Consider the following 20,437-nt stretch of genomic DNA (forward strand, 5'->3'; position numbering starts at 1 on the left):
TGTCACCCAGCGTCCTCGGATGGCCGTGGGTGGCACCACCGTCCCATTGGTGACGATGCGCCCGGCAACCGCGCATGGTTTACCCGATAGTCTGCGAAGGTTCACCCCTTAGCAGAAAGAACGGCGGTACAGCATGCTCGAGAAGGCCCTTGATGGACTGAAGGTCCTCGACATGTCCCGGATCCTCGCGGGTCCGTGGTGCACCCAGAACCTCGCGGACCTCGGCGCCGACGTGATCAAAGTCGAGAATCCGAAGGGCGGGGACGATGTCCGTTCGTGGGGGCCGCCGTACCCGGATGGCACCGGACCAGAGCACGGGTTCTCGTCGTACTTCATGGCCGCAAACCGCGGTAAGCGATCGCTCGCGGTCAGTTTCGCTGATGCCGACGGACTCGAGATCCTGAAGAAGCTCGCTGCCGAGAGCGACATTCTTGTGGAGAACTACAAGGCGGGGACGCTAGCTCGGTACGGCCTCGGATACGAGCAGCTCAAAGAGATCAACCCCCGGCTGATCTACTGCTCGATCACCGGGTACGGCCAGAGTGGGCCGATGGCGCACAAGCCGGGATACGACTTTGTTTTCCAGGGAACCGGCGGCCTTATGAGCTACACCGGCCAACCCGACGGTCGGCCCGGCGCCGAGCCACTGCGCGCCGGTATCTCGCTGATGGACCTGTCGTCTGGCCTCTATTCGACGTCCGCAATCCTGGCGGCAGTGATCCAGCGTGCCAACACCGGCGAAGGTCAATACATCGATTTCGCGCTGCTGGACGCGTCCGTCGCGATGAACGCGAACATGGCGCAGACCTACCTGATCAGCGGCGTGCCGCCGAAGCGGTTCGGTAACGCGCACCCGACGATTTCACCGTACGAGGTGTACGCGACATCGGACAGCTACATGATTCTCGCCGTGGGAAACGACTCTCAGTTCGCAAAATTCTGCCAGGTCGCTGGTCGTCCGGAGGTTGCCGAGGACGAGCGATTCCGCGCGAATGCCGGTCGAGTGGCAAACCGCGACGAACTGCGGGTGGTCGTTACCGAAATCCTGTCGACGCGCACTCGGGCCGAATGGGCCGAGGGGCTGGAGGCCGCCGGTGTGCCGTGGGGGCCGATCAACAACCTCGCCGAGGTATTCGAGGATCCGCAAGTGCAGCACCGGGAGATGCTCAAGGAGGTCGTGCACCCAGTGACCGGTCCACATCCCCAGGTGCGCAACCCGATGCTCGCCGGTGCGCCTTTCGATCCGTCAGCGGCGCCGCCACTGAATGGCGAACACACCGAGCAGGTACTCGAGTCCTTGGGCTACACGCATGCTGACATCGCTGCGCTCGCCGAAGCAGGGACCGTAGGGATCTGGCGCTCGCCGGATGAGGCAGGTCCTGCCGGCGAGATCAGCGTCGTCTGATCGCGTGTGTCCACCATCGCAGAGCCGGCGCGGCGCCCGACCGTGAACCGTAGTCGGATCAAGACCAGGCGTTGGGACGGGTCCCGCCGACAGACCACTTAGACCTCGGGAGCATCATGACCATGCCAGAGACGACCACGGATGGCTCGCGCCGCGCGGTAGCGGAGATCTACCATGCCTTTTTCACCGGAATCATCCTCAGCACGGTCACTCGCGCTGGACGTGATCGCGCCACACGCCTGACCTACGAGGTTTTCAACCGGCAGCGCGCCGAGAAATTCGTGCCCGGCCTGGCGAAACTCGGCATCGACCATCTGCCTCCGGCCGTGGCCGCCGCCTCGTACCACTACCTGTCGAACCACATCGGCGGCGTGAAGGTCAAGTTCATGCCGGAATCCGACCGCAAGGCGTGGATCCGGTACGACGTACCTCGTTGGGCCTGGGCAGGCACCGCGTTGTGCGCGATCCCCAGCGAAGTCTCCGAGGCAATGCTGCGCGGCTGGCACGCGCGTAACGGACTCGCCCTCGGCAACCCACGCCTCGGTTTCGTGTGCACCAAACAAGCCGCCGACGGCGACGACGCACTCGAGGGCTACTACTTCGAGTACGACGAAGCGCTTGAGCCTACCGAGCGGTTGCGCTTCTCACGCACCGAGGATGCCCCCGATTTCGATCCCGAACTCGCGCCGAAACTGCCCACGACCGACTGGCCGGAGCAGCGGCTCGCGAAGGCGCACCGCTCGTACGCGATGACCTATCCCCAGACCGCGCTGAGCGTGGCCGCCAACCTTTGGGGGATCGAAGACTCCAGCGCGCTGCTGGGACTGTCCGCTAAACAGGTCGGAATGCAGATTTACGACGACATCTGCGCGATCCTCCAGGTCACTCCGGACGGCACTGCCGAGAACTACATCGCCATTCTCAAACAGATCCTGGACGGCCACGACGACGAGTACACGAGTGACGGGAACTCGTTAACGCAACAAACATGGCGATTCGGCGCAGGCGTCACCAACCAGGAAATCGCAAGGCGGGTATGGCCGCGGCTTTTCGAAGGTATGCTCGCCGCTCACAACCATCGGCTCGCGCTCGAAGTGACCCCGAGCGCGTCTGGTTTCAATTGGCGCGTCATCACCAAGCCCCGCTGACCCACTTCGCACGCGGCACGGTTGCAATCGCCTACCTGCGCAGGCGCGCACCGCCGGCGCCTGCAGTACGCCGCCCGGTTGTGAACCGTAGTCGGTACAAGATCGGGCACCTAATCGCACTCCGCGTGTCCATGTGCGACGCCACGACGTGCGACGCCACGAGCTGCGACGGCATCCACAGAGCGGCGTGTCTCCACATCACGTGACGGCGAGATGCGGCATGGCGGACCACGCGGCAGGGTCGGGCTATGCATTCACGCACCCCGGTGCCATTGGAAATCCACCGGATTATCGCAGCCCACCACGGAGTCGTGCGCCGCTCAGAGCTGCTTGCCGCCGGACTGAGCCAACGCGTCCTCACCCGCATCACCGCTGACTGGAAACGGGTCGCCCCTGCGACCTACGTGGCGCCGGGACCACATGACCTCTGGCTGCAGAAACTGTACGTCGCGCTCGCGATATGCGGAGAGGACGCATCCGCGTGGGGCGCAACAGCGCTCGCGCTGTGGGGATTAGGTGAGCGGCCCGGGCATATCGAGGTACTCACCCACAGGCATCACCGAATTCACCTGCCCTGGCTGCGGCCGCGCCGTGACGACGGCGGGCTGCGCCGCGTACTTCCGCTGGACCCACCACGCGTCTGTGTGGAGGACGCCGTCATTGATGCAGCTGCGAGCGGCCGACCCGACGAGGCGCTCGCGGTCGTATCTCGCGTCCTTCAAGAGCGTCGAACGACGCCGGAACGACTACTGGCCGCCGTTGCGACCAGGCGGCGTCTGCGGCACCGATCGCTACTGGCGAGCGCGATCGGAGACAGCGCTGCTGGAGCGCACAGCGTTCTCGAACACCTCTACCTTCAGGACGTCGAGCGCGCGCACGGTTTGCCTCCGATGAAGCCGCAATTCACCGTCCCCGAGACCGGCCACGACGCCGACGGCGCCTACGAATCCCAACGACTACTCATCGAACTCGATGGCATCCGGTTCCATGATCAGCAGGCGGACGAGGCGCTCGACATCGCACACGGTGCGTACAACTACGACACCCGACGACTGACCTGGGTCGCCCTCGTCAGGGATCCGTGCCTCATTGCGCAGATGATCGCACAACGCATCGACTTCCACGAATTACGCCGCTGCCCTCGCTGTCCGCCACCCGGGTCCCGCTGAGGAAGTCTCATGCACAGACTGCACGCCCGGTTATGAACCGTAGTCGGTACAAGAACGGGCATATTGCCATTCGCGGTGGACTTCTTGTACGGCGGTACTGCAGTCACGCTTTGTAGTAGACGAGTTGGTGAGTGGTCGCCAGCAGCGTGCCGTTACGGCTCCACAGCTGACCGACGTGGTCGTAGAAACCGCGGCGGAAGGCATCACCGTGTACGACGCCGAGGATGTAGTCGTCACCGTGGTGGTTGAGTTCATCCTTCGTCGCGTGGAAGTAAGCCGTCATCGACACCGTGCTGATCGGAACCGCCTTACCGTGCCGCACAAAGACACGCGGGAAGTACACGTCGCAGAAGGCAGTAAGCGACGCATAGTCGACCGGCCTCGGCGGCACCTCACGAGTCCACAGCGCCATGTGGCTGCTCTCCCCTGACTCGCCGTCCAGGTAGAACGGATCAGCGACCGTTGCCCCGGGACGGCCGATGTGTCGCATCTCGTAACGATTGAGCCACTCTGCCGTCGAACGTGTCCCCGTCGCCACGTCATGCGGCTCCGGCACGATCGGCATCTGGCTTTCAGTTTCGGTCCAGCCATCGCGGTGCGCCGCGGTGACCGCGGTCGCCGTCGCGGCCACCTGGCCGTCCTGCGAGAGTTCCATGACCCAATGCTGCGAGGACCGGTTGGTGCGCACCGGCCGCGCGGTGATCTCGAACGAACCATACTTCACGGCGGCCGCGAAGTTCACTGTCAACGCGATCGGCTCGCCGAGCACGTCGGGGTGCTGGATCACCGAGTTCTGCAACACTGCTGCGGTGATTCCGCCGTACGGTCCGATCATGTTGGCGTACGGCTCGGTTGTCCGGCCACAGAACCGGTCGGGGCCAATCTGCTCAAGCGCAATGGCCTCGTCAAGCACGTGGGTCATTCCGGTAAATCCTCCTACAGACATGCGCCGTGGCGTACCTGCCCTCAGCTGGGCAAGTACGCCACGGGAACAGAACTAACTACGGACGTCGCGGAACGGGATGTCCTTCGATGCGTCCTTGTCCTTCGGCAATCCCAGCATCCGTTCGCTGATGATGTTGCGTTGCACCTGGTCGGTGCCGCCACCGATGGACGTGAAGTACGCGTCGAGAGTGAAGAAGTTTGCCACTTCCCCATCGCTCGGTGGATCCGCGCGCTCGTCGTACAACGCTTCGGCTCCAACGATATCGCGACGCAAACCGGCCGTACCGTGCAGGATCCGCGACATCATCAACTTCCCCAGCGACATTGCTGCGGCGTCCTGCCCCTTGCCCTCGGCCGCATACCGTGCCGCATTCAGCCGAGCGGCCGTACGTTCGGCATATATATCAGCGATCTGGTCAGCGATGACCGGGTCTTCAAGGCGGCCATGGCGCTCGGCAAGAGCCAGTAGATCATCCCCGGTACCGACGTACGTGGGGTCGCTGGCGCGGGATCCGACGCCGCGGGCGCCCATCACGAGACGCTCGTAGCCGAGCGCAGTCATCAGTACCCGCCAGCCGTCGTCGACCTCACCGAGCCGATTTGCGTCATCGACCCACGCATCGGTGAAGAACACCTCGTTGAAGTGCGCGTCGCCGGTGATCTGCACCAGCGGCCGCACCTCAATTCCCTCTTGCTTCATCGGGATCACGAAGAACGTCATACCGCGATGTTTGGGGACATCGCGGTTGCTGCGCGCGGCAAGCAGACCGTACGCCGCGGTGCGTGCGCCGGAGGTCCATACCTTTTGGCCATTGACCCGCCATTGGTCGCCCTCGCGGACGACGCTGGTGCGCACACTCGCCAGGTCGGAGCCGGCTCCCGGCTCGGAGTACAGCAGACAACCGCTAACGGTGTGCGTCAGCAAATCGCGCAGATAGGTCGATTTCAACTGGTCGGAGCCGAGCTCGTAGATCACTCGCGCGTGCAGGTGATCTCGGTCGGCGCGGCCCGGTGCGCCAACGCGACGGAACTCTTCACCGACGATCTCAGCGTCCTCGGCGGATAATCCTCGTCCGTACCAGTCGGCGCTCCAGGTCGGAGCCAGCCAGCCCGTGTCGACCGCGGCCTGCAGGAACGTCGCTGAGTCCATACCTGGCGTCCACGCCGACGCCAGGAATTCACGTACCTCGTCGCGGATATTCACGCCGCATTCTCCTTCGACTTCAGCAGGGTCAGGTAGTCGGACTTCAGTTGTTCTGGAGTACCGAGGAGATGCCGGTTCGCTTCGGCGCGACGGCGATAAAGGTGTGCTGCCCGTTCCACCGTGAACCCAATTCCGCCGTGCACCTGGATGCCTGTAGCGGCGACATCGACGTACCGGTCAGCGCAGTAGAACGCCGCGGCCGCGACGAGCTCGTCGGCCTCATCTTCTGCGGCGACGAGCGCCTCTATCGCCTGCCGGGCAACCGAAAGTGCGGACTGCTCATTGACGAAGCAGTCCGCGAGCATGTGCTTGATCGCCTGGAAACTACCGATCTCACGGCCGAACTGGACACGTTCACGCGCGTACTGCACAGCGACCTGAAGCGCCGCGCCCGCCCCGGCGGCACTCTCCGAGGCGAGCGCGAGCCGGGCTGCCACGAGTGCGTCGCGGAATGCCTCGATTGCCTCGTCACCGCTGGCGAGCAGACTGGCCGGTGCCTTATCGGCAGCGATGTCGGCGAGGCCACGGGTCAAATCGAACGTCGGCCGCGCGGTGATCCGCAGGTCGGAGGCGTTGACTGCGGCGATTTCGGCGCCGCCGGCGCCTACGAGAATCACGACCTCGGCAATGTCTGCGTCGATCGCGTAGCGGAAGGTTCCGCTGGCACCGCCGTCGTCGGTGATCAGTTTCGCCGCTGTAGCAACGCCGGGATCCTCACCCGCCCACGCGACGGTGACGATCGTTCCGCTAGCGATCCGGGCGAGCAGATCGGCAGCGACCGGGTTGGTCGCGATCGGCGCGAGCAGTGCGGGCGCGAGCACTCCCGACGAGAGAAACGGTACGGTCGCGAGTTCCGCACCGAGCGCCTCGGCGACCCGACCAACCTCAATCAAGCTGGCTCCCGACCCGCCGTGCTCCTCGGGAATCAGCAGCGAAGCGACGCCAAGGTCGACGGCGAGGGCACGCCAGTTCGATCTCGCAGCGTCCGCGTCGCGCACCACGCCTGGACGTGCGACGGTGTGCTCGGGGAGTTTGTCCTGGCAGAAGCCGCGGACGGCGTCCGCGAACTCCGCGAGTTCAGCCCGCGTGGATTCTTCGCTCATGCGGTGGTCCTTCCATTGTGTCTACGTCGTTCTTACCGGATCAGCTCAACTCGAGGCCGGGCAAGTCACCGCGAGCGCGCCAGTCCTCCAGCATCTTGAAGAACGGCACCGGTCCGGCGCCGTACCGACCGTCGCCCAGACCACTGAACCGTGACGGCTGACCTTCGTTGTTGTAGTACCCAGGAGTGCACTCGCGATAAAAGTCCTCGGCCATCGTGGCCTTGTCGATGATCTCCTGACACCACCACTGCTCGGCCTGCTCGCTGACATCGACGACTTGCTCGCCCCGCGCACGCGCCTCGGTGACGATGTACCGCAGGTGATTTACCTGCTCGCTGAGCGCGTGCGGAACGTTGACGGTCGAGGCGGTGTGCACCAACCCAAGGAAGAACATGTTCGGAAAGCCCCGCGACTGTAGGCCGTGATAAGTCTTCGCGCCGTCCGCCCATTTCGCGGAGAGCGTGATCCCGCCTCGACCCGTCACGTCGTAACCGGAGCGGCGGGTGTAACCGGTACCGACCTCGAACCCCGTCGCGAAGATGAGGCAGTCCACGGGGTACTCGACACCGTCCACGACGACGCCCTGCCCGGTGAGTCGCTCAACCCCCTTGCCGTCAGTGTCGATCAAGTGCACATTCGAGCGGTTGTAGGTGTCGAGGTACTCATCGTGGAAACACGGTCGCTTACAGAACTGGCGGTACCACGGCTTAAGCGCCTGCGCCGTGGCAGGATCTCGCACGACGTCATCCACTCGGGAGCGGATTCCCTCCATCTTGCGGAAATCGGAAACTTCCATCAGGTGTTGCTTCTCGACGGGAGTGAGGCGGCGCCCCAAACGCTCCGAGGCGCGCTTCGCCGCAATGCCAGTCAGCCCGCGGAAGATCTCGGTCCACCCATCGCCGACCAGGTCGACCTCTTCACGACCGCCGGTCACCAAAGAATTGAAGTTCCGCATCCGCTCGCGCTGCCAGCCAGGTGGCAGAGAGTTCCACCATTCGGTGTCTGTTTCCCTGTTGCCGCGGACATCGACCGAGGACGGCGTCCGCTGGAACACGAACAGTTCCTTCGCCCAGGCGCCAAGGTGCGGCACGCACTGGATCGCCGTTGCGCCGGTACCGATAATCCCGACGCGTTTGTCGCGTAGACCGGTGAGGTTTCCGCTGGAGTCGCCGCCGGTGTAGCTGTAGTCCCACCGACTGGTATGGAAGGTATATCCCTGGAAATCGTTGATACCGGGGATCCCGGGTAACTTTGGACGATTCAGCGGGCCGGTCGCCATTACGACGTACTGGGCGCGCATCTCGTCGTCGCGGTCAGTACGAATTCTCCAGCGAGATATTTCCTCGTCCCAGACGATATCGGTGACGCCGGTCTGGAACGTGGCGTCGTCGTACAGCGCGAAGTGCCTGGCGATATTACGAGAGTGTTCGAGGATCTCGGGCGCGAAGGAGTACTTGTGCTTCGGGGTGTAACCGAGTTCCTCCAGCAGCGGCAGATAGATGTAGGACTCCACATCACACATCGCACCCGGGTAGCGGTTCCAGTACCAGGTACCGCCGACGTCCCCGCCCTTCTCGATGAGCCGAATCTTGCCGAATCCGGCCTCACGTAGTCGGGCGCCAGCCAACAGCCCACCGAATCCGGCACCGATGATCGCGACCTCGACCTCGTCGGTGAGCGGGGCACGGCTGAACCCGGGATCGACGTACGGATCATCGACATAATTCGAGAACTCGGCTTTGACCTCAACATACTGTTCGTTGCCGTCTTCGCGCAGACGCTTGTCCCGTTCATGGCGGTACCGTTCACGAAGCGCATCCGGATCGAAGGGGATATCGCCAAGCATGGTCTTGATGGCGTCGATGCTGTCGTTAATCGTCGTGTCGTTAACGGCCCTGTCGTTCATGGTCATCGTGCGTTCCCTTCGGTAATCACGCATGCATCCGCGACGCGGCTCGTTGCCCCGCAGGCCGCTGCGCTCGCTCGTCGTACCCGAGATGGCGCAGGACGGTCCGCTGGTAATGGTCGACAATCTGCTCAAATGACAGCGCGCCAGCTGGGTCGTGCCACTCGCGTACGCCGTTGAGCATGTCGAGAATCGCGATCGTCGCTAGTCGCGGGTTGGCCACGTCGAATACGCCGCAGCGCACGCCGTCACCGATTGCGCCATGAAAGGCACTGCGGTACTCACCAGTCAGCGCGGATAGCGCCTGGCGCTGTTCGTCACCGAGTTCGTAATGCACCGGCGCGCCGACGACGAGTTTGAGGCGATCGCGCTCACTGATCCACAAATGCAGTCGCACAGCGTCGGTGATCCGCTCCTGCGGTGCTATCGAAGCGTCGGTCAGGATCGGGATGATTTCGCCCGCGAAACTGCGCATGAAGTCGGTGAGGATGGCGTAGAGGATCTGCTGCTTGTTCGCGAAATGGTGATACATCGTGGACGACGAGATACCTGCCGCATCCGCGAGATCACGGATCGAAGTGGCACGGAAGCCGCGTTCGCTGTACAGCCGAGCGCCGGCATCAAGGATCGCCTGACGGACCGTCGGTCCTTCATCGAGTGATCGTTTGCGGGCCATGCGTGGCCGTCCTGTCGTGGGGCGAGCGGTCGTCGGGTGAGCGGTGATGGACAAGGATTGGCGTGCGATCCATCTGTGTCGATCGTTCGATCGGCACCCCTGACGGTAAACGGCCGTTCGCGGGCGGTCAACAGCGTGCGCCACGTAGCAGCGGTCGTGTTGACGGTCTTCGCGGGACCGACTTATGGTGTCATCTGATCTTGTGTCGATTGTTCGATCGACACTGTCATCGATCGGCACGACAGCCGCGCTCGTGCTCGCGGCCCGAATCGTCGTCCGTCCATCCGTCGGCCATACGGTCGGCACTCGAGGAAGTAGGTCAACCGCATGCCGGTACTCCGCGACCATGCCGAGATCCGTGAGGCGCTCACTGCGCCAGGTTCCGCATTCGAGATGGAAGAGGTCGAGGTCCGCGGGACACGTGTACGCGCCTGGCGCAACGCTCCGCCATCGCTGCGAGCGATGCTGGAATCGACCTTGGATTCGGCCGATCGCGATTTTCAGGTGTTCAACGACGAACGAATGTCGTACGGCGAGCATTTTCGCAAGGCCGCGGGATTGGCGCGAGTTCTGCGGGACGACTACGACATCCAGAAGGGCGACCGCGTCGCGATCACGATGCGGAACTTGCCGGAATGGTCGGTGGCGTTCTTCGCAGCGGCGAGCCTCGGAGCGATCGTCGTGCCGCTGAATGCATGGTGGACGGCGCCGGAGTTGAAGTTCGCTATCGATGACAGTTCCCCGAAGGCGCACATTGTCGACACCGAGCGTCTGGTGCGTCTTGAGGAGGTATTCGCCGAGCTCGGCACTGTACCGCTGGTAGCCCGCCCGAGCGAGCAGGTGTCGATTCCGATCCGCGATCTCGCCTCGATCGGTGAGGCGACCGAGTTGCCACCTGCGGAGATCGCACCCGACGATATGGCGACGATTTTCTACACATCCGGCACGACCGGCCGCCCGAAGGGCGCGTTCGGTAGCAACCGAAACATCTGCGGGAATGTGATCAGCGTGGGCTACTCCGCGGCGCGTGCGGCGCTGCGGGACGGCAAGACGCTGGAAGATCTCGCGGCACCGAAGCCGCCAATGGTTTCGTTGGTATGCGTCCCGCTCTTCCACGGCACGGGCTGCCACTCGGTTTTGCTCGGAGCGATGCAAGGCCGCGCAACGCTGGTCCTGATGCATAAGTGGGATCCCGCGGTCGCATTGGACCTCATCGAACGCGAACGGGTCACCGCGATGACCGGCGTACCGACGATGGTGCTGCAGCTGTTGTCGCAGCCGGACGTCGAAAGCCGCGACTTGTCGAGCCTGACCACGGTCGGCACCGGCGGTGCTTCGGCGCCGCATGGTCTGGCCGGACGCGCTCATGCTCTGCTGCCCGGCAGCGACATCGGCAACGGATATGGGCTGACGGAGACCTCTTCGATGACCACGGGCACCCGCGGCAGCGACTACGCGGCGAAGCCGTACAGCGTCGGTCAAGCGGTCGCGATCTGCGAAGTGAAGTGCGTCGATCCAGCCACCGAGGAGGAGGTCCCGGCCGACGAGATCGGCGAACTGTGGATCCGAGGCGCGAACGTCGTGCACGGGTACTGGAACCGCCCGGAAGCGACAGCTGCCGCGATCACCGACGGGTGGCTGCACACCGGCGACCTCGCGCGTATTGACGAGGAGGGATTCATTTCCATCGTCGACCGCGCGAAAGACATGCTGATTCGTGGCGGCGAGAACGTCTACTGCGCGGAGGTCGAGACAGTTATTCATGACCATCCCGAGGTCGACGATTGCGCTGTCATCGGCGTACCGCACGAGACTCTGGGCGAGGAGGTGGGCGCGGTCATCCAGCGTTCACCAGGCTCGTCGCTGACTAGCTCGGAACTCCAGACGTTCCTGTCCGAGCGGATGGCAAAGTTCAAAGTACCCACGCATATCTGGATGCGCGAGGACGAGTTGCCGCGCAACGCTGGCGGCAAGATCCTTAAGGCCGATCTGCGCCGAGAGTTCGTTCCCCAGCCCTCGGCGTAGCCCGAGACAACGGCGTCGAGCGGGCGCGGCGCCCCGCGAGGCAACATCACGCCACCGCTTCTGCCGCTGTCGCTGTCGCTGTCGCAGGACGCGCTACTTCGACGTTATAGCTCGCGAGTAGTTCGGCAAGTTCCTGATGAAAAGCATCCCGATCAGGGGGATCGTCGATGTGAGCGGCAAGGAACGCTATCAGGTCATCGGCGGGGTCGAGTTGTTCGTCGCTCCTCGCCACCGCCTCCCGCGCTGCGCACGCGCGCCTCGCGATGTCATCAAGCTGTTCCTGGTCTGGTAACTGGATCCGCGCGTTGAGAATCGGCCTTCGGTCAGGATCGATCCGTGGCGGCGGCGTCCACCACGGAAGCCCGTCAAGCATGTCGATTCGCCATCCCGACGAATCGAGTTCTCGGTGGTGCCGCCCGCACACCAGCGTCATGTTGCCGATGTCCGTGTCTCCGCCCCGCCACCATTCGACGACGTGGTGTCTCTGGCACCAATCAGGCGGCGCATCACATCCGGGGTGCGAACATCCTCCGTCGCGGGCAATCATCGCGAGCGTCTGACCTTCGCTAGCAACCCGCCGCGATCGCCCGTACCCGATGATCCCCCGCGACTCGCTCATCCAGGTCGGGATCAGCATCGCTTCTCCTGCGAGTCGCTTGAGGTCGTCGAGCGTGATGCGGTCACCGCCGGCAACCCGTCCGACGTAGCAGGAGCCGGACACCCTCGCGTTGGGCGAACCGATTACGGAGTCGCTGCCCGTTTCGTCGCCCGGTACAAGCGCGGTCAGCCCGAGTTCCCGCATGATGCGGTCGGCATCAATAACGAGATGGACAGTCGCTGATGTACCCCCACTCGCGGGCACGCCCGATAGATCAAGGAGTCGCTGCATCGCGTCCTCGAACGCGTCATGTTGGCGCTGCGGGGCGCTTCGCTCGTCCGGCGTACCGTCGTCCGCGGGACGAGGCGCGCCGAGGGGACCGAGCACCGCGTCAAGTTTCGCCTTTGCGCTCGCGGTCAGGTAGCCACTGATCGGGTAGAGCCCGTCGTAACGCCTCGTGCCCACGCGCAACCCGCGGCGCGCTTTGGCGATCTCCGGGTCGGGACCTTGCCCGTCGGGAACGAGGATCTGATTGATCCCCTCACCCACCTTCCGTACATCCGCTGGCCCGACAGAGGCGCTCTGAGCAATCAGGATCTGCTCCGCCTGCTCGCGCAGCGAGGGGTCGATATCGGGGATCGTCTCTAATCGACGCATGGCTGCGCCGGTCTCGTCAATGTTGTCGAGGGTGACACTTCCTTCTCGAGCGGCCTCAGCCAAGGCTGGCAGCGCGGGAGGCATTTCGCCTTCGCTGAACCCGTTTCGCGGGAGCAGTTGCTTCGCTCGGCGAGCACGCGCCGACGCCTCCCGCGAACTTATCTTGAGTTCTGTGGCAAGCACCCGAGCAATGCTCGCGCGCTTCTGCCCTGCATACTCCGCCAGTCCTTCTGTCTCAGCGGCCTCAATGACACGGCTGTCGAACAGCACGCTACGGGCTCGGTGCGCTTCGAACTCGCGAGCGATCGCGAGCAGGCACTCAGGACCAAGGGCGGCGAAATCGCCACGCTCACCAATATCGATCAACGCGTTCAGCCCATTCGATAACTGGCCGAACGCATCCGATAGTTCACGCGAGAATTCCTCAGCCACCGCAATAAGCCGCGGCCCTTCCATCGGATTTTGTCGCGCCACGTCTCGCGTATCAGCGGGCACGAAGCGCAAGGGATCCGTATCACTCACCTGTGCCCACCTCCCATCACCTGACACATCTATAGTACATCTGTTCGACTTGTTGGTCAAGGATCTGCCCCTCTAACCGTTCAAGAGGTCCTTCTGGGCGCCTGCGCTAGTGGACTTCCATGGCACCCGACGTCCTGCCGAACCCGCGACCCCCTGCGAAACGACGACGCCAAACCAGCACCGGAACTCGTCGCCGTCTCGATCGACTCCGACGCGCAACGATGACGACAATTCAGCACCGCGGTCGTAGGGTGAATCATGCTCACACTGACGACGTCACTAGAACCATTTGGACCCGCGTGCGCGATTTTCTTGACCGATGAGCAGGTCGCCGAACTCGCCCCGGTGAAGAATCCACCCGTCATCGTGACGATTGACGACAAGGCGCAACGCTTGCGAATCGCCCGGATGGACGGTCGTAACTGCATTGGATTCTCAAAGGCCGCTCGCGCGGCACTCGGGGTCGAGATCGGCGATACTGTCACGGCCACGATCCAACTCGACTCCACCGAACGCACCGTCGAAGTCCCGCCGGAACTCGCGGCAGCGTTAGACGGCGAGCCGGGCGCCCGCTCTGCGTTTGACGCGCTTTCCTACACCAAGCGTAAGGAGCATGCGCGTTCCGTGGCCGAAGCGAAGAAGGCCGAGACGCGCGAGGGGCGCATCGCCAAGATCATCGCTACTTTGTCGACGCAATAGCCCAACTGGCGCTATCCGCCGAGCGCTGCGGTACTCGCGGCCGCTGAAAGATAGGCGTTCGGGCTCTGGTGCCGTCGACTAACTCTGCTCCGCGACGCGAACCATGCGCTTGCCGACATTCTCACCCGCGAGCAGTCCCACCAATGCCTGGGGCAACTGCTCGATCCCCTCGAGCACATCTTGCACGACTTTCACCTTGCCGTCCTCGACCCAGGATCGAAGCTGCGCGCGGGCCTGATCGAACTCGTCCTGGAAGTCAAATACCAACAGCCCTTCCATCCGGATCCGCTTGGTCGTGATCAATCCGGGGACTCCACGCGGGCCGGCCTCAGGCGCCTCGCCGTCGTACGCCGACACGCTGCCGCAGCACACAATTCGACCGTGCTGATTCAGCAATCGCAACGCATACTCCAGCGTCTGGCCACCGACGTTATCGAAATACACGTCAACGCGATCGGGGCACGCGGCCTTCAGATCCTGGTAGTAGGTCTCGCTGCGGTAGTTCACCGCAGCATCGAAGCCAAGTTCGTCAGTGAGAAACGCGGCTTTTTCCGCGTTGCCGACGATTCCCACGACGCGGCAGCCATGCAACTTAGCCAACTGGCCGACGACGTTTCCTGTTGCGCCGGCGGCTCCGGAGACCAACACGGTCTCCCCCGCCGCAGGGCGGCCAACCGACAGCAATCCGAAGTAGGCCGTCAGTCCGGTAATGCCCAGGATGCTCATGTAGTGGCTGAGCTCGCCCTCGACCGCTAGGGGCTCTACCTGTCCTGCGGGCAGTACGGCGTACTCCTGCCAGCCGAAGTCTCCGCCCACGATGCTTCCCGCCGCAATCCCGTCGGCACCCTCAATTACTTCAGCTAGCCCGTAGCCCGCCATCACATCGCCCTCATTGAGCTGCGAGCGGTACGTCGCGCCCTGCATCCACGCCCGGTTCGCCGGATCGATGGACACCAGCAAATTTCGGCACAGCACCTCACCCGCGGCCGGCTGCGGCATCGGCGCTTCACCCAACTCGAAGGTGTCGACTCCGAGTGCGCCCGTGGGGCGCTTGACGTATCGAATCTGCCGGTTCTGCACGGGGTACCTCCAACGCGGTGAGCACGGTCACGCCAACGGTACCGAGTCACGCTGGCCGCGCAACCTGCGGCCACACAACTCTCAGGCGCCACGACAACTCCGGGCCCACGGGTTTCGTGCTCCCGCGGGCCCGGAGTTCCGCACCCGTGTCGTGAACGCGCGCTCACCTCCTTTCGTTGCAGCATCGGTCTGCTGCTACGCCGCCGCGAGCGACCCCAGCGGCGCGATCAGGCCGACGTTCTCGGTGGCCGCCTCATAGGCGGCACCCACACCAAGCAGCGACGCCTCGGAAAACGGCTTGCCCATGATCTGCAGGCCGAGCGGTAGACCGCTCGCGTTCAGGCCGCAGGGAATCTGCAACGACGGCAAGCCAGTCAGATTCATCGGCAACGACAGCCGGACGTAGCCTGGCGTCGCGGCCTCGACGCGCCCATCAGGGAACTCGTACACCGGGTTCTCGGCAGGTACGGCCGGCGCGAACGTACTCGGTGCAACGAGAACATCGCAGTCCGACATCATGTCCATCCACGCGGCTTTGAACAACTGGCGCATCCGCAGAGCATCGACGTAATCCGTGGCGAGGATCGTCTCGCCGACCTCCAGCAACTGCCGTGTCTCTTCGGTGAATAGCTCAGGACAGCTCCGCATCGCCTTGCGGTGATAGGCGCTCGCTTCCGGCATCATGATCGCCCACTCCATCGCGGTGAGATGCTTCGTCATCGGGATCTCGACCTCGACGATCTCGGCCCCTAGCGATAGCAGCACCTCGATCCCGGCGCTCGTTGCGGACGCAACCTCAGCATCGACATAGTCGGTGAACCAGTTGGTCGGCACGCCGATCCGCATGCCCTCGATGCCAGAACTCAGCAGCCGCGCGTAATCCTCCGACGGACGACGCACCGAGGCAGGGTCACCGCCGTCGTAGGTCGCGATCGCGTTCATTATGAAGGCGGCGTCCGCGACGTTGCGCGTCAACGGGCCGACGTGATCCAACGACCAGGACAGCGAGGTCACGCCTGTACGCGGAACAAGGCCGTACGTCGGCTTCAACCCGACCGTGCCGCACAACGCAGCAGGGATCCGGATCGACCCTCCGGTGTCGCTACCGAGACCGGCATGCACTGCCCCGTAGGCGATCGCGGCCGCCGTACCACCGCTGGAGCCACCTGGAATCCGGGAGAGATCCCACGGGTTGCGTGTCGTCGGCGTGGTAGCGCCGAACGCGAACTCGTGCGTGTGCGCTTTACCGACCATCACCGCACCCGCGCTGTTCAGCGACCGAATCACCGCCGCATCGTCCTCGGGCACGTAGCCGGCGCGTACCTGCGAGGAGGACGTCGTGGGGATCCCCGCGGTATTGATCAAGTCCTTGATCGCGATCGGGATCCCATGCAGCGGGCCCCGGTAGCGCCCCGCGACAATGTCTTTCTCTGCTGCCACTGCCTGTGCCCTGGCGTGGTCTGCGGTGACCGTTGCAAAAGCGCCAACCTGGGGCTCGAGCGCCTCGATACATTCGAGCGAAGACTCGACTACCTCGCGAGGGCTGATTTCGCGTTGTGCGATCGCCGTCGCCAGATCGACCATGGTCATCTCACGTGGTTGCATTTGCTTACTCCCATCCCGCGTTAAAAGCGCTGCTCGGCGGTGTCTCGCCGAGGTCGACGTCGTTAGCCATCTGCCGGATCATCTGTTGTGTAGGTAATGCCGCGCTCGTGATCACTGCCAGCCGATGATCAGGGGTATCGAGTTCGGCCAGGCTCACGATCGCGCCCACGGTCGCAACATCGTCTTGGGTCATCATTTCCGTATCCGTTCTGTCCTCGATGATTCGAACGCGCCAGCCGGCACAAGACCGTCGGCGCCTGGTGGTCCGCTAGGGCGTCGGTCGGAAGAACACTCCCGGTTCTTCGTACTTCACCTCGCTCATCGCGTACAGGGCCTCGACCTCGGCACGTCGCGCGAGGTAACGATTAGTCAGCCGCTCCTTCTCTTCCGCTGTGGCGGGGAATCGCATCTCCGCACAGCGCAGCTCGATGATCTGTGCTGCGTCGGTCGTCATTGCTTTCATCGATCTCTCCTGGTCACGTTGGTCGGATGTGTACTCACGCTGCTCAGACGGGAACGGCGGCTGCCAGTAGCGGCGCACGCTGCAGGTGATAGTCGGTGCGCAGCTGGTATGCGTGCCCTACCCGTAGCGCGGTCGCCTCTTCGAAAGCCGCCGCTGACAGCGATACGCCCAGCGGCAGTCCGCCCGAGGTGAACCCGAAAGGCATCGCAAGCGTGGGATTCCCGACGCCGTTCCAGTAGCCAGTGAGGTTCGTCGATCCCGGCCCGTCCCACATCCGTTCGACGTCGTCGAACGTCAAGGCGCCACAAGTGGTCGTCGGGGTCGCGACGACATCGACGTGTGTCATCAGTTCCTGGACGGCCTTCACTCCCACCCGTCGTACTCGCTGAGCCTGTACGACGTCCGCCGAGCTGTACAGCGTCGCCATGGACAGGCACTCGCGCAAACCTCGGGAGTAGTCAGCCCACCGATCGATGAAGTCGACTGAGTGGTACGCCGCAGCCTCCACGATCATCAGCATCATCGAAGCCGTGGCAACCTGCTCGTAGAGCGGGAGTTCGACAGGCACTACGATGGCACCGGCCTCGGTAAGGCGCGCCTCCAGTTCATCGAATGCAGCGCCGAGCTCGGCCCGGGCCGCCGCCTCGGTGTACACGCGCTCAAGCCTGTCGACGCCGACCCGCAGTCCGCTCAAATCCCCGGACAGACCAGCCGTGTAATCCGGGACCGGAACGTCGGCAGAATTAGGATCTAGCGGTCCGGCGCCAGCCATCACGTTGAGCATCAGCGCTGCGTCGTACGCCGAGCGCGTCATCGGCCCGATGTGATCGAGGGAGAACCCTAACGGTGCGCAGCCATCCTTTGGCACCCGACCAAAAGTCGCCTTAAGGCCGGTGATTCCGCAGTACGCCGCTGGGATCCGGATACTGCCACCGGTGTCCGTGCCGAGGCCACCGAGCATCATTTCCGACGCGACCCCGCCGCCAGTGCCCGAACTCGACCCGCCGGGCCAGGTGTCGGTATCCCAGGGATTGCGTGGAATCGGGAACGGCTTCTCGGTGTCCGGGGTGCCGATCGCGAACTCCATCGTCGTCGTCTTTCCGACGATGACCGCACCGGCTGCGCGCAACCGCTGCACGACGGTCGCATCCCCGGACATTGAGGAAGAGTCGAATACCAGGCTCTGACAGGTGGTTGGCCCTTCCTCGGTAGTGATGATGTCTTTGATCCCGAGCGGGATCCCCGCCAGGGGCCCCATCGGCTCCCCTGCGGCCCGTGCATCGTCGCTGGCCTGCGCCGCGGCCAGGGCAGTCGCGTCGTCACGCCGAATGAAGACGCCCAGCTCACCGTCGTTCGCGTCAGCGTTCGCTAGCGCGTTCTTGGTGAGCTCGACGGCGCTCGTCTCCCCTGCTGCAAGTTGCTCTAGTGCGGTCTGGATTGTGAGGGTCATAGTTGGATTCCCTTTCTCCGGCCTAAGCCGGCGTCCTTGGTTACGCGGCTGTCGTGGCGACTCGCGGCTCGAGTACGGCGTCCACAAGGGTTCGCGTGATCGCATGCCGCGGATTCTGGAACATGTCATCAACCGGTCCGGTCTCGACGATCTCACCGTGGTTGAGCACCGCGGCCCGCTCGCACATGAACTCCACGAGCGGCAGGTTGTGCGTGATCAGCAGCAGCGTCAGCCGCCGCTCGGCCTGTAGATCCTTGAGCAGGTTGAGAATCTGCGCCTGCACCGAGACATCCAAAGCCGCGGTCGGCTCGTCCAGGACCAGAAACTCGGGCTCGCTGGCCAAGGCGCGTGCGATTCCCAGACGCTGCTTCTGTCCGCCGGAGAACTCGTGCGGGTAGCGGCCGTAGTGCGCCGGTTGCATGCCCACGCGTTCGAGCAGTTCGAGCGTCCGTTCGCGGGCCATTCTCGGCTCACATAGACCGAATTGGGTCATGCCGAACGCGATCTGTTCGCCGACGCTGCGCCGTCGGTTGAAGGCTGAGCCGGAGTCCTGAAAGACGATCTGGGTGCGTTGCCGCAGCGATCGCCGGAAGCCTTTGTCTCGCCCTCTTCCGATGTTCGTGATGTCATTTCCCTCGAACTCGATCACGCCCGATGTGGAATCGACGAGCCCGAGCATCATCCGACCGATCGTCGTCTTGCCGGAACCTGACTCGCCGATGAGGCCGAAGGACTCGCCACGCGCGATGTCGATGTCAACCGACTTGACTGCGGTGAACGACTTACCGCGCCCGATCGGATACTCCTTACGCAGCTCGCGTACGCGAACTACCGGCAGATCGGACGTGCGTCGTTCGGCGGGGGTCATCCCGTCGAGCCCGACATTCACGTCACGAGCGAAACGGTTCACGCGAGGCAATCGATCAGGGTTTCCGAGCTCGGTCAGTCGTCGGTCGGCGCGCGGCACGCGGCGCTCCTCGAGGCTGAGGTCGAACTTCGGCACCGCGCTGATCAGCGCCTTGGTGTACTCCGCACGCGGGTTTTGTAGTACGTCGTGAACGGGGCCCTGTTCGACGACCTGCCCTGATCGCATGACCACTACGTGCTGGCACATCCGAGCAACCACGCCGAAATCGTGCGTGACGATCACGATGGCGGTGCCGAGGCGACGGTTCACGTCGACCAGCAGATCGACGATCTGCTTCTGCACAGTCGCGTCGAGCGCGGTCGTTGGTTCATCGGCGATCAGCAGATCCGGTTTGCACGACAACGCCTGCGCGATGAGGACGCGCTGCCGCTGCCCCCCGCTGAGTTCGTGTGGATACGCTCGCATTCGCCGCTGCGGCTCAGGCATCGCAACGAGTTCCAGCGACTCCAGCGCCATTGCCGCTGCCTTGGCCTTAGAGACATCCTGATGCCGCCGGATCACCTCCACGAGCTGCGATCCAACTCGAAAGGAAGGGTCGAGTCCGGTGAGCGCGCTCTGAAACACCATGCCGATTCGTGACCCGCGGATTTTCTGCCGCTCGGACGGCGGCATCGCCAGCAAATCCGCGCCATCGAAAGTCACTTCGCCGGCGGCGATCTCTGCGGTGTCCGGTAGAAGGCCCATCACCGTCATTCCGGTCACCGACTTTCCCGAGCCGGACTCACCGACGATGCCGACGATGCCACCGCGCGGTACGGCGATATCGACTCCGTCGACCGCTTTAACCTGTCCGGACTCGGTGTTGAAGTAGGTCTTCAGGCCCGAGATCTGCAGAATCATGTCAGTCATGTGTG

General features: G+C 63.8%; 17 protein-coding genes. 5 read left to right on the forward strand and 12 right to left on the reverse strand.

Annotated features, from left to right (window positions below; all coding sequences use genetic code 11):
- The first annotated feature begins 133 nt into the window (after window positions 1-133).
- From E1H16_RS15495 to E1H16_RS15505, 3 genes are all read left to right on the forward strand, one after another.
- Window positions 134-1,405 (forward strand): CaiB/BaiF CoA transferase family protein, encoded by a 1,272-nt coding sequence (locus E1H16_RS15495; protein WP_134324832.1) that lies wholly within the window; start codon window positions 134-136, stop codon window positions 1,403-1,405.
- Between the two features lie 122 nt (window positions 1,406-1,527).
- Window positions 1,528-2,553 (forward strand): hypothetical protein, encoded by a 1,026-nt coding sequence (locus E1H16_RS15500; RefSeq protein ID WP_208379094.1) that lies wholly within the window; start codon window positions 1,528-1,530, stop codon window positions 2,551-2,553.
- A gap of 248 nt (window positions 2,554-2,801) precedes the next feature.
- Window positions 2,802-3,722, forward strand: a complete 921-nt coding sequence (locus tag E1H16_RS15505) for a hypothetical protein (protein WP_134324834.1) — start codon at window positions 2,802-2,804, stop codon at window positions 3,720-3,722.
- A 103-nt stretch (window positions 3,723-3,825) separates the two neighbouring features.
- On the opposite strand, the gene E1H16_RS15510 is transcribed toward E1H16_RS15505, so the two are convergent.
- The 5 genes from E1H16_RS15510 to E1H16_RS15530 all read right to left on the reverse strand — a co-directional run bounded on the left by E1H16_RS15510 (window position 3,826) and on the right by E1H16_RS15530 (window position 9,556).
- A complete protein-coding gene (locus E1H16_RS15510; RefSeq protein WP_134324835.1) occupies window positions 3,826-4,644 on the reverse strand; it encodes an acyl-CoA thioesterase in 819 nt (272 codons plus the stop codon).
- Window positions 4,645-4,719: 75 nt separating this feature from the next.
- Window positions 4,720-5,871, reverse strand: coding sequence for an acyl-CoA dehydrogenase family protein (locus E1H16_RS15515; protein ID WP_243837874.1), 1,152 nt, complete (start codon window positions 5,869-5,871; stop codon window positions 4,720-4,722).
- Window positions 5,868-6,974, reverse strand: coding sequence for an acyl-CoA dehydrogenase family protein (locus tag E1H16_RS15520; protein ID WP_134324836.1), 1,107 nt, complete (start codon window positions 6,972-6,974; stop codon window positions 5,868-5,870). Before E1H16_RS15520 ends, E1H16_RS15515 begins: the two co-directional genes overlap by 4 nt.
- A 40-nt stretch (window positions 6,975-7,014) precedes the next feature.
- On the reverse strand, window positions 7,015-8,886 hold the full coding sequence (locus tag E1H16_RS15525; protein WP_208379095.1) for a flavin-containing monooxygenase: 1,872 nt from the start codon (window positions 8,884-8,886) through the stop codon (window positions 7,015-7,017).
- Window positions 8,887-8,905: 19 nt separating this feature from the next.
- Window positions 8,906-9,556, reverse strand: coding sequence for a TetR/AcrR family transcriptional regulator (locus E1H16_RS15530; RefSeq protein WP_166741795.1), 651 nt, complete (start codon window positions 9,554-9,556; stop codon window positions 8,906-8,908).
- Between the two features lie 327 nt (window positions 9,557-9,883).
- On the opposite strand from E1H16_RS15530, the gene E1H16_RS15535 reads away from it, so the two are divergent.
- Entirely contained in the window at window positions 9,884-11,581 is a 1,698-nt protein-coding gene (locus tag E1H16_RS15535) for a class I adenylate-forming enzyme family protein (protein WP_134324838.1), read from the forward strand.
- A 46-nt stretch (window positions 11,582-11,627) separates the two neighbouring features.
- On the opposite strand, the gene E1H16_RS15540 is transcribed toward E1H16_RS15535, so the two are convergent.
- Entirely contained in the window at window positions 11,628-13,358 is a 1,731-nt protein-coding gene (locus E1H16_RS15540) for an HNH endonuclease signature motif containing protein (protein ID WP_134324839.1), read from the reverse strand.
- Window positions 13,359-13,616: 258 nt separating this feature from the next.
- On the opposite strand from E1H16_RS15540, the gene E1H16_RS15545 reads away from it, so the two are divergent.
- Window positions 13,617-14,057 (forward strand): YdeI/OmpD-associated family protein, encoded by a 441-nt coding sequence (locus tag E1H16_RS15545; RefSeq protein ID WP_134324840.1) that lies wholly within the window; start codon window positions 13,617-13,619, stop codon window positions 14,055-14,057.
- Between the two features lie 78 nt (window positions 14,058-14,135).
- Here the strand turns inward: E1H16_RS15545 and E1H16_RS15550 are convergent, their stop codons facing one another.
- The 6 genes from E1H16_RS15550 to E1H16_RS15575 form a co-directional block, all read right to left on the reverse strand.
- Window positions 14,136-15,137 (reverse strand): NADP-dependent oxidoreductase, encoded by a 1,002-nt coding sequence (locus E1H16_RS15550; RefSeq protein WP_208379096.1) that lies wholly within the window; start codon window positions 15,135-15,137, stop codon window positions 14,136-14,138.
- Window positions 15,138-15,332: 195 nt separating this feature from the next.
- Entirely contained in the window at window positions 15,333-16,742 is a 1,410-nt protein-coding gene (locus E1H16_RS15555) for an amidase (protein ID WP_134324841.1), read from the reverse strand.
- 4 nt (window positions 16,743-16,746) lie between these two features.
- Entirely contained in the window at window positions 16,747-16,938 is a 192-nt protein-coding gene (locus tag E1H16_RS15560) for a hypothetical protein (RefSeq protein ID WP_134324842.1), read from the reverse strand.
- A gap of 72 nt (window positions 16,939-17,010) precedes the next feature.
- Window positions 17,011-17,205 carry a hypothetical protein gene (locus tag E1H16_RS15565; protein WP_134324843.1) on the reverse strand — a complete coding sequence of 65 codons (195 nt, stop codon included), beginning with the start codon at window positions 17,203-17,205 and terminating at the stop codon, window positions 17,011-17,013.
- 43 nt (window positions 17,206-17,248) lie between these two features.
- A complete protein-coding gene (locus E1H16_RS15570) occupies window positions 17,249-18,655 on the reverse strand; it encodes an amidase (RefSeq protein WP_134324844.1) in 1,407 nt (468 codons plus the stop codon).
- A gap of 40 nt (window positions 18,656-18,695) precedes the next feature.
- Window positions 18,696-20,432 carry a dipeptide ABC transporter ATP-binding protein gene (locus E1H16_RS15575; RefSeq protein ID WP_166741796.1) on the reverse strand — a complete coding sequence of 579 codons (1,737 nt, stop codon included), beginning with the start codon at window positions 20,430-20,432 and terminating at the stop codon, window positions 18,696-18,698.
- Window positions 20,433-20,437: the final 5 nt, after the last annotated feature.

Origin of the sequence: Cumulibacter soli (assembly GCF_004382795.1) — a bacterium.
Lineage (GTDB): Bacteria > Actinomycetota > Actinomycetes > Mycobacteriales > Antricoccaceae > Cumulibacter > Cumulibacter soli.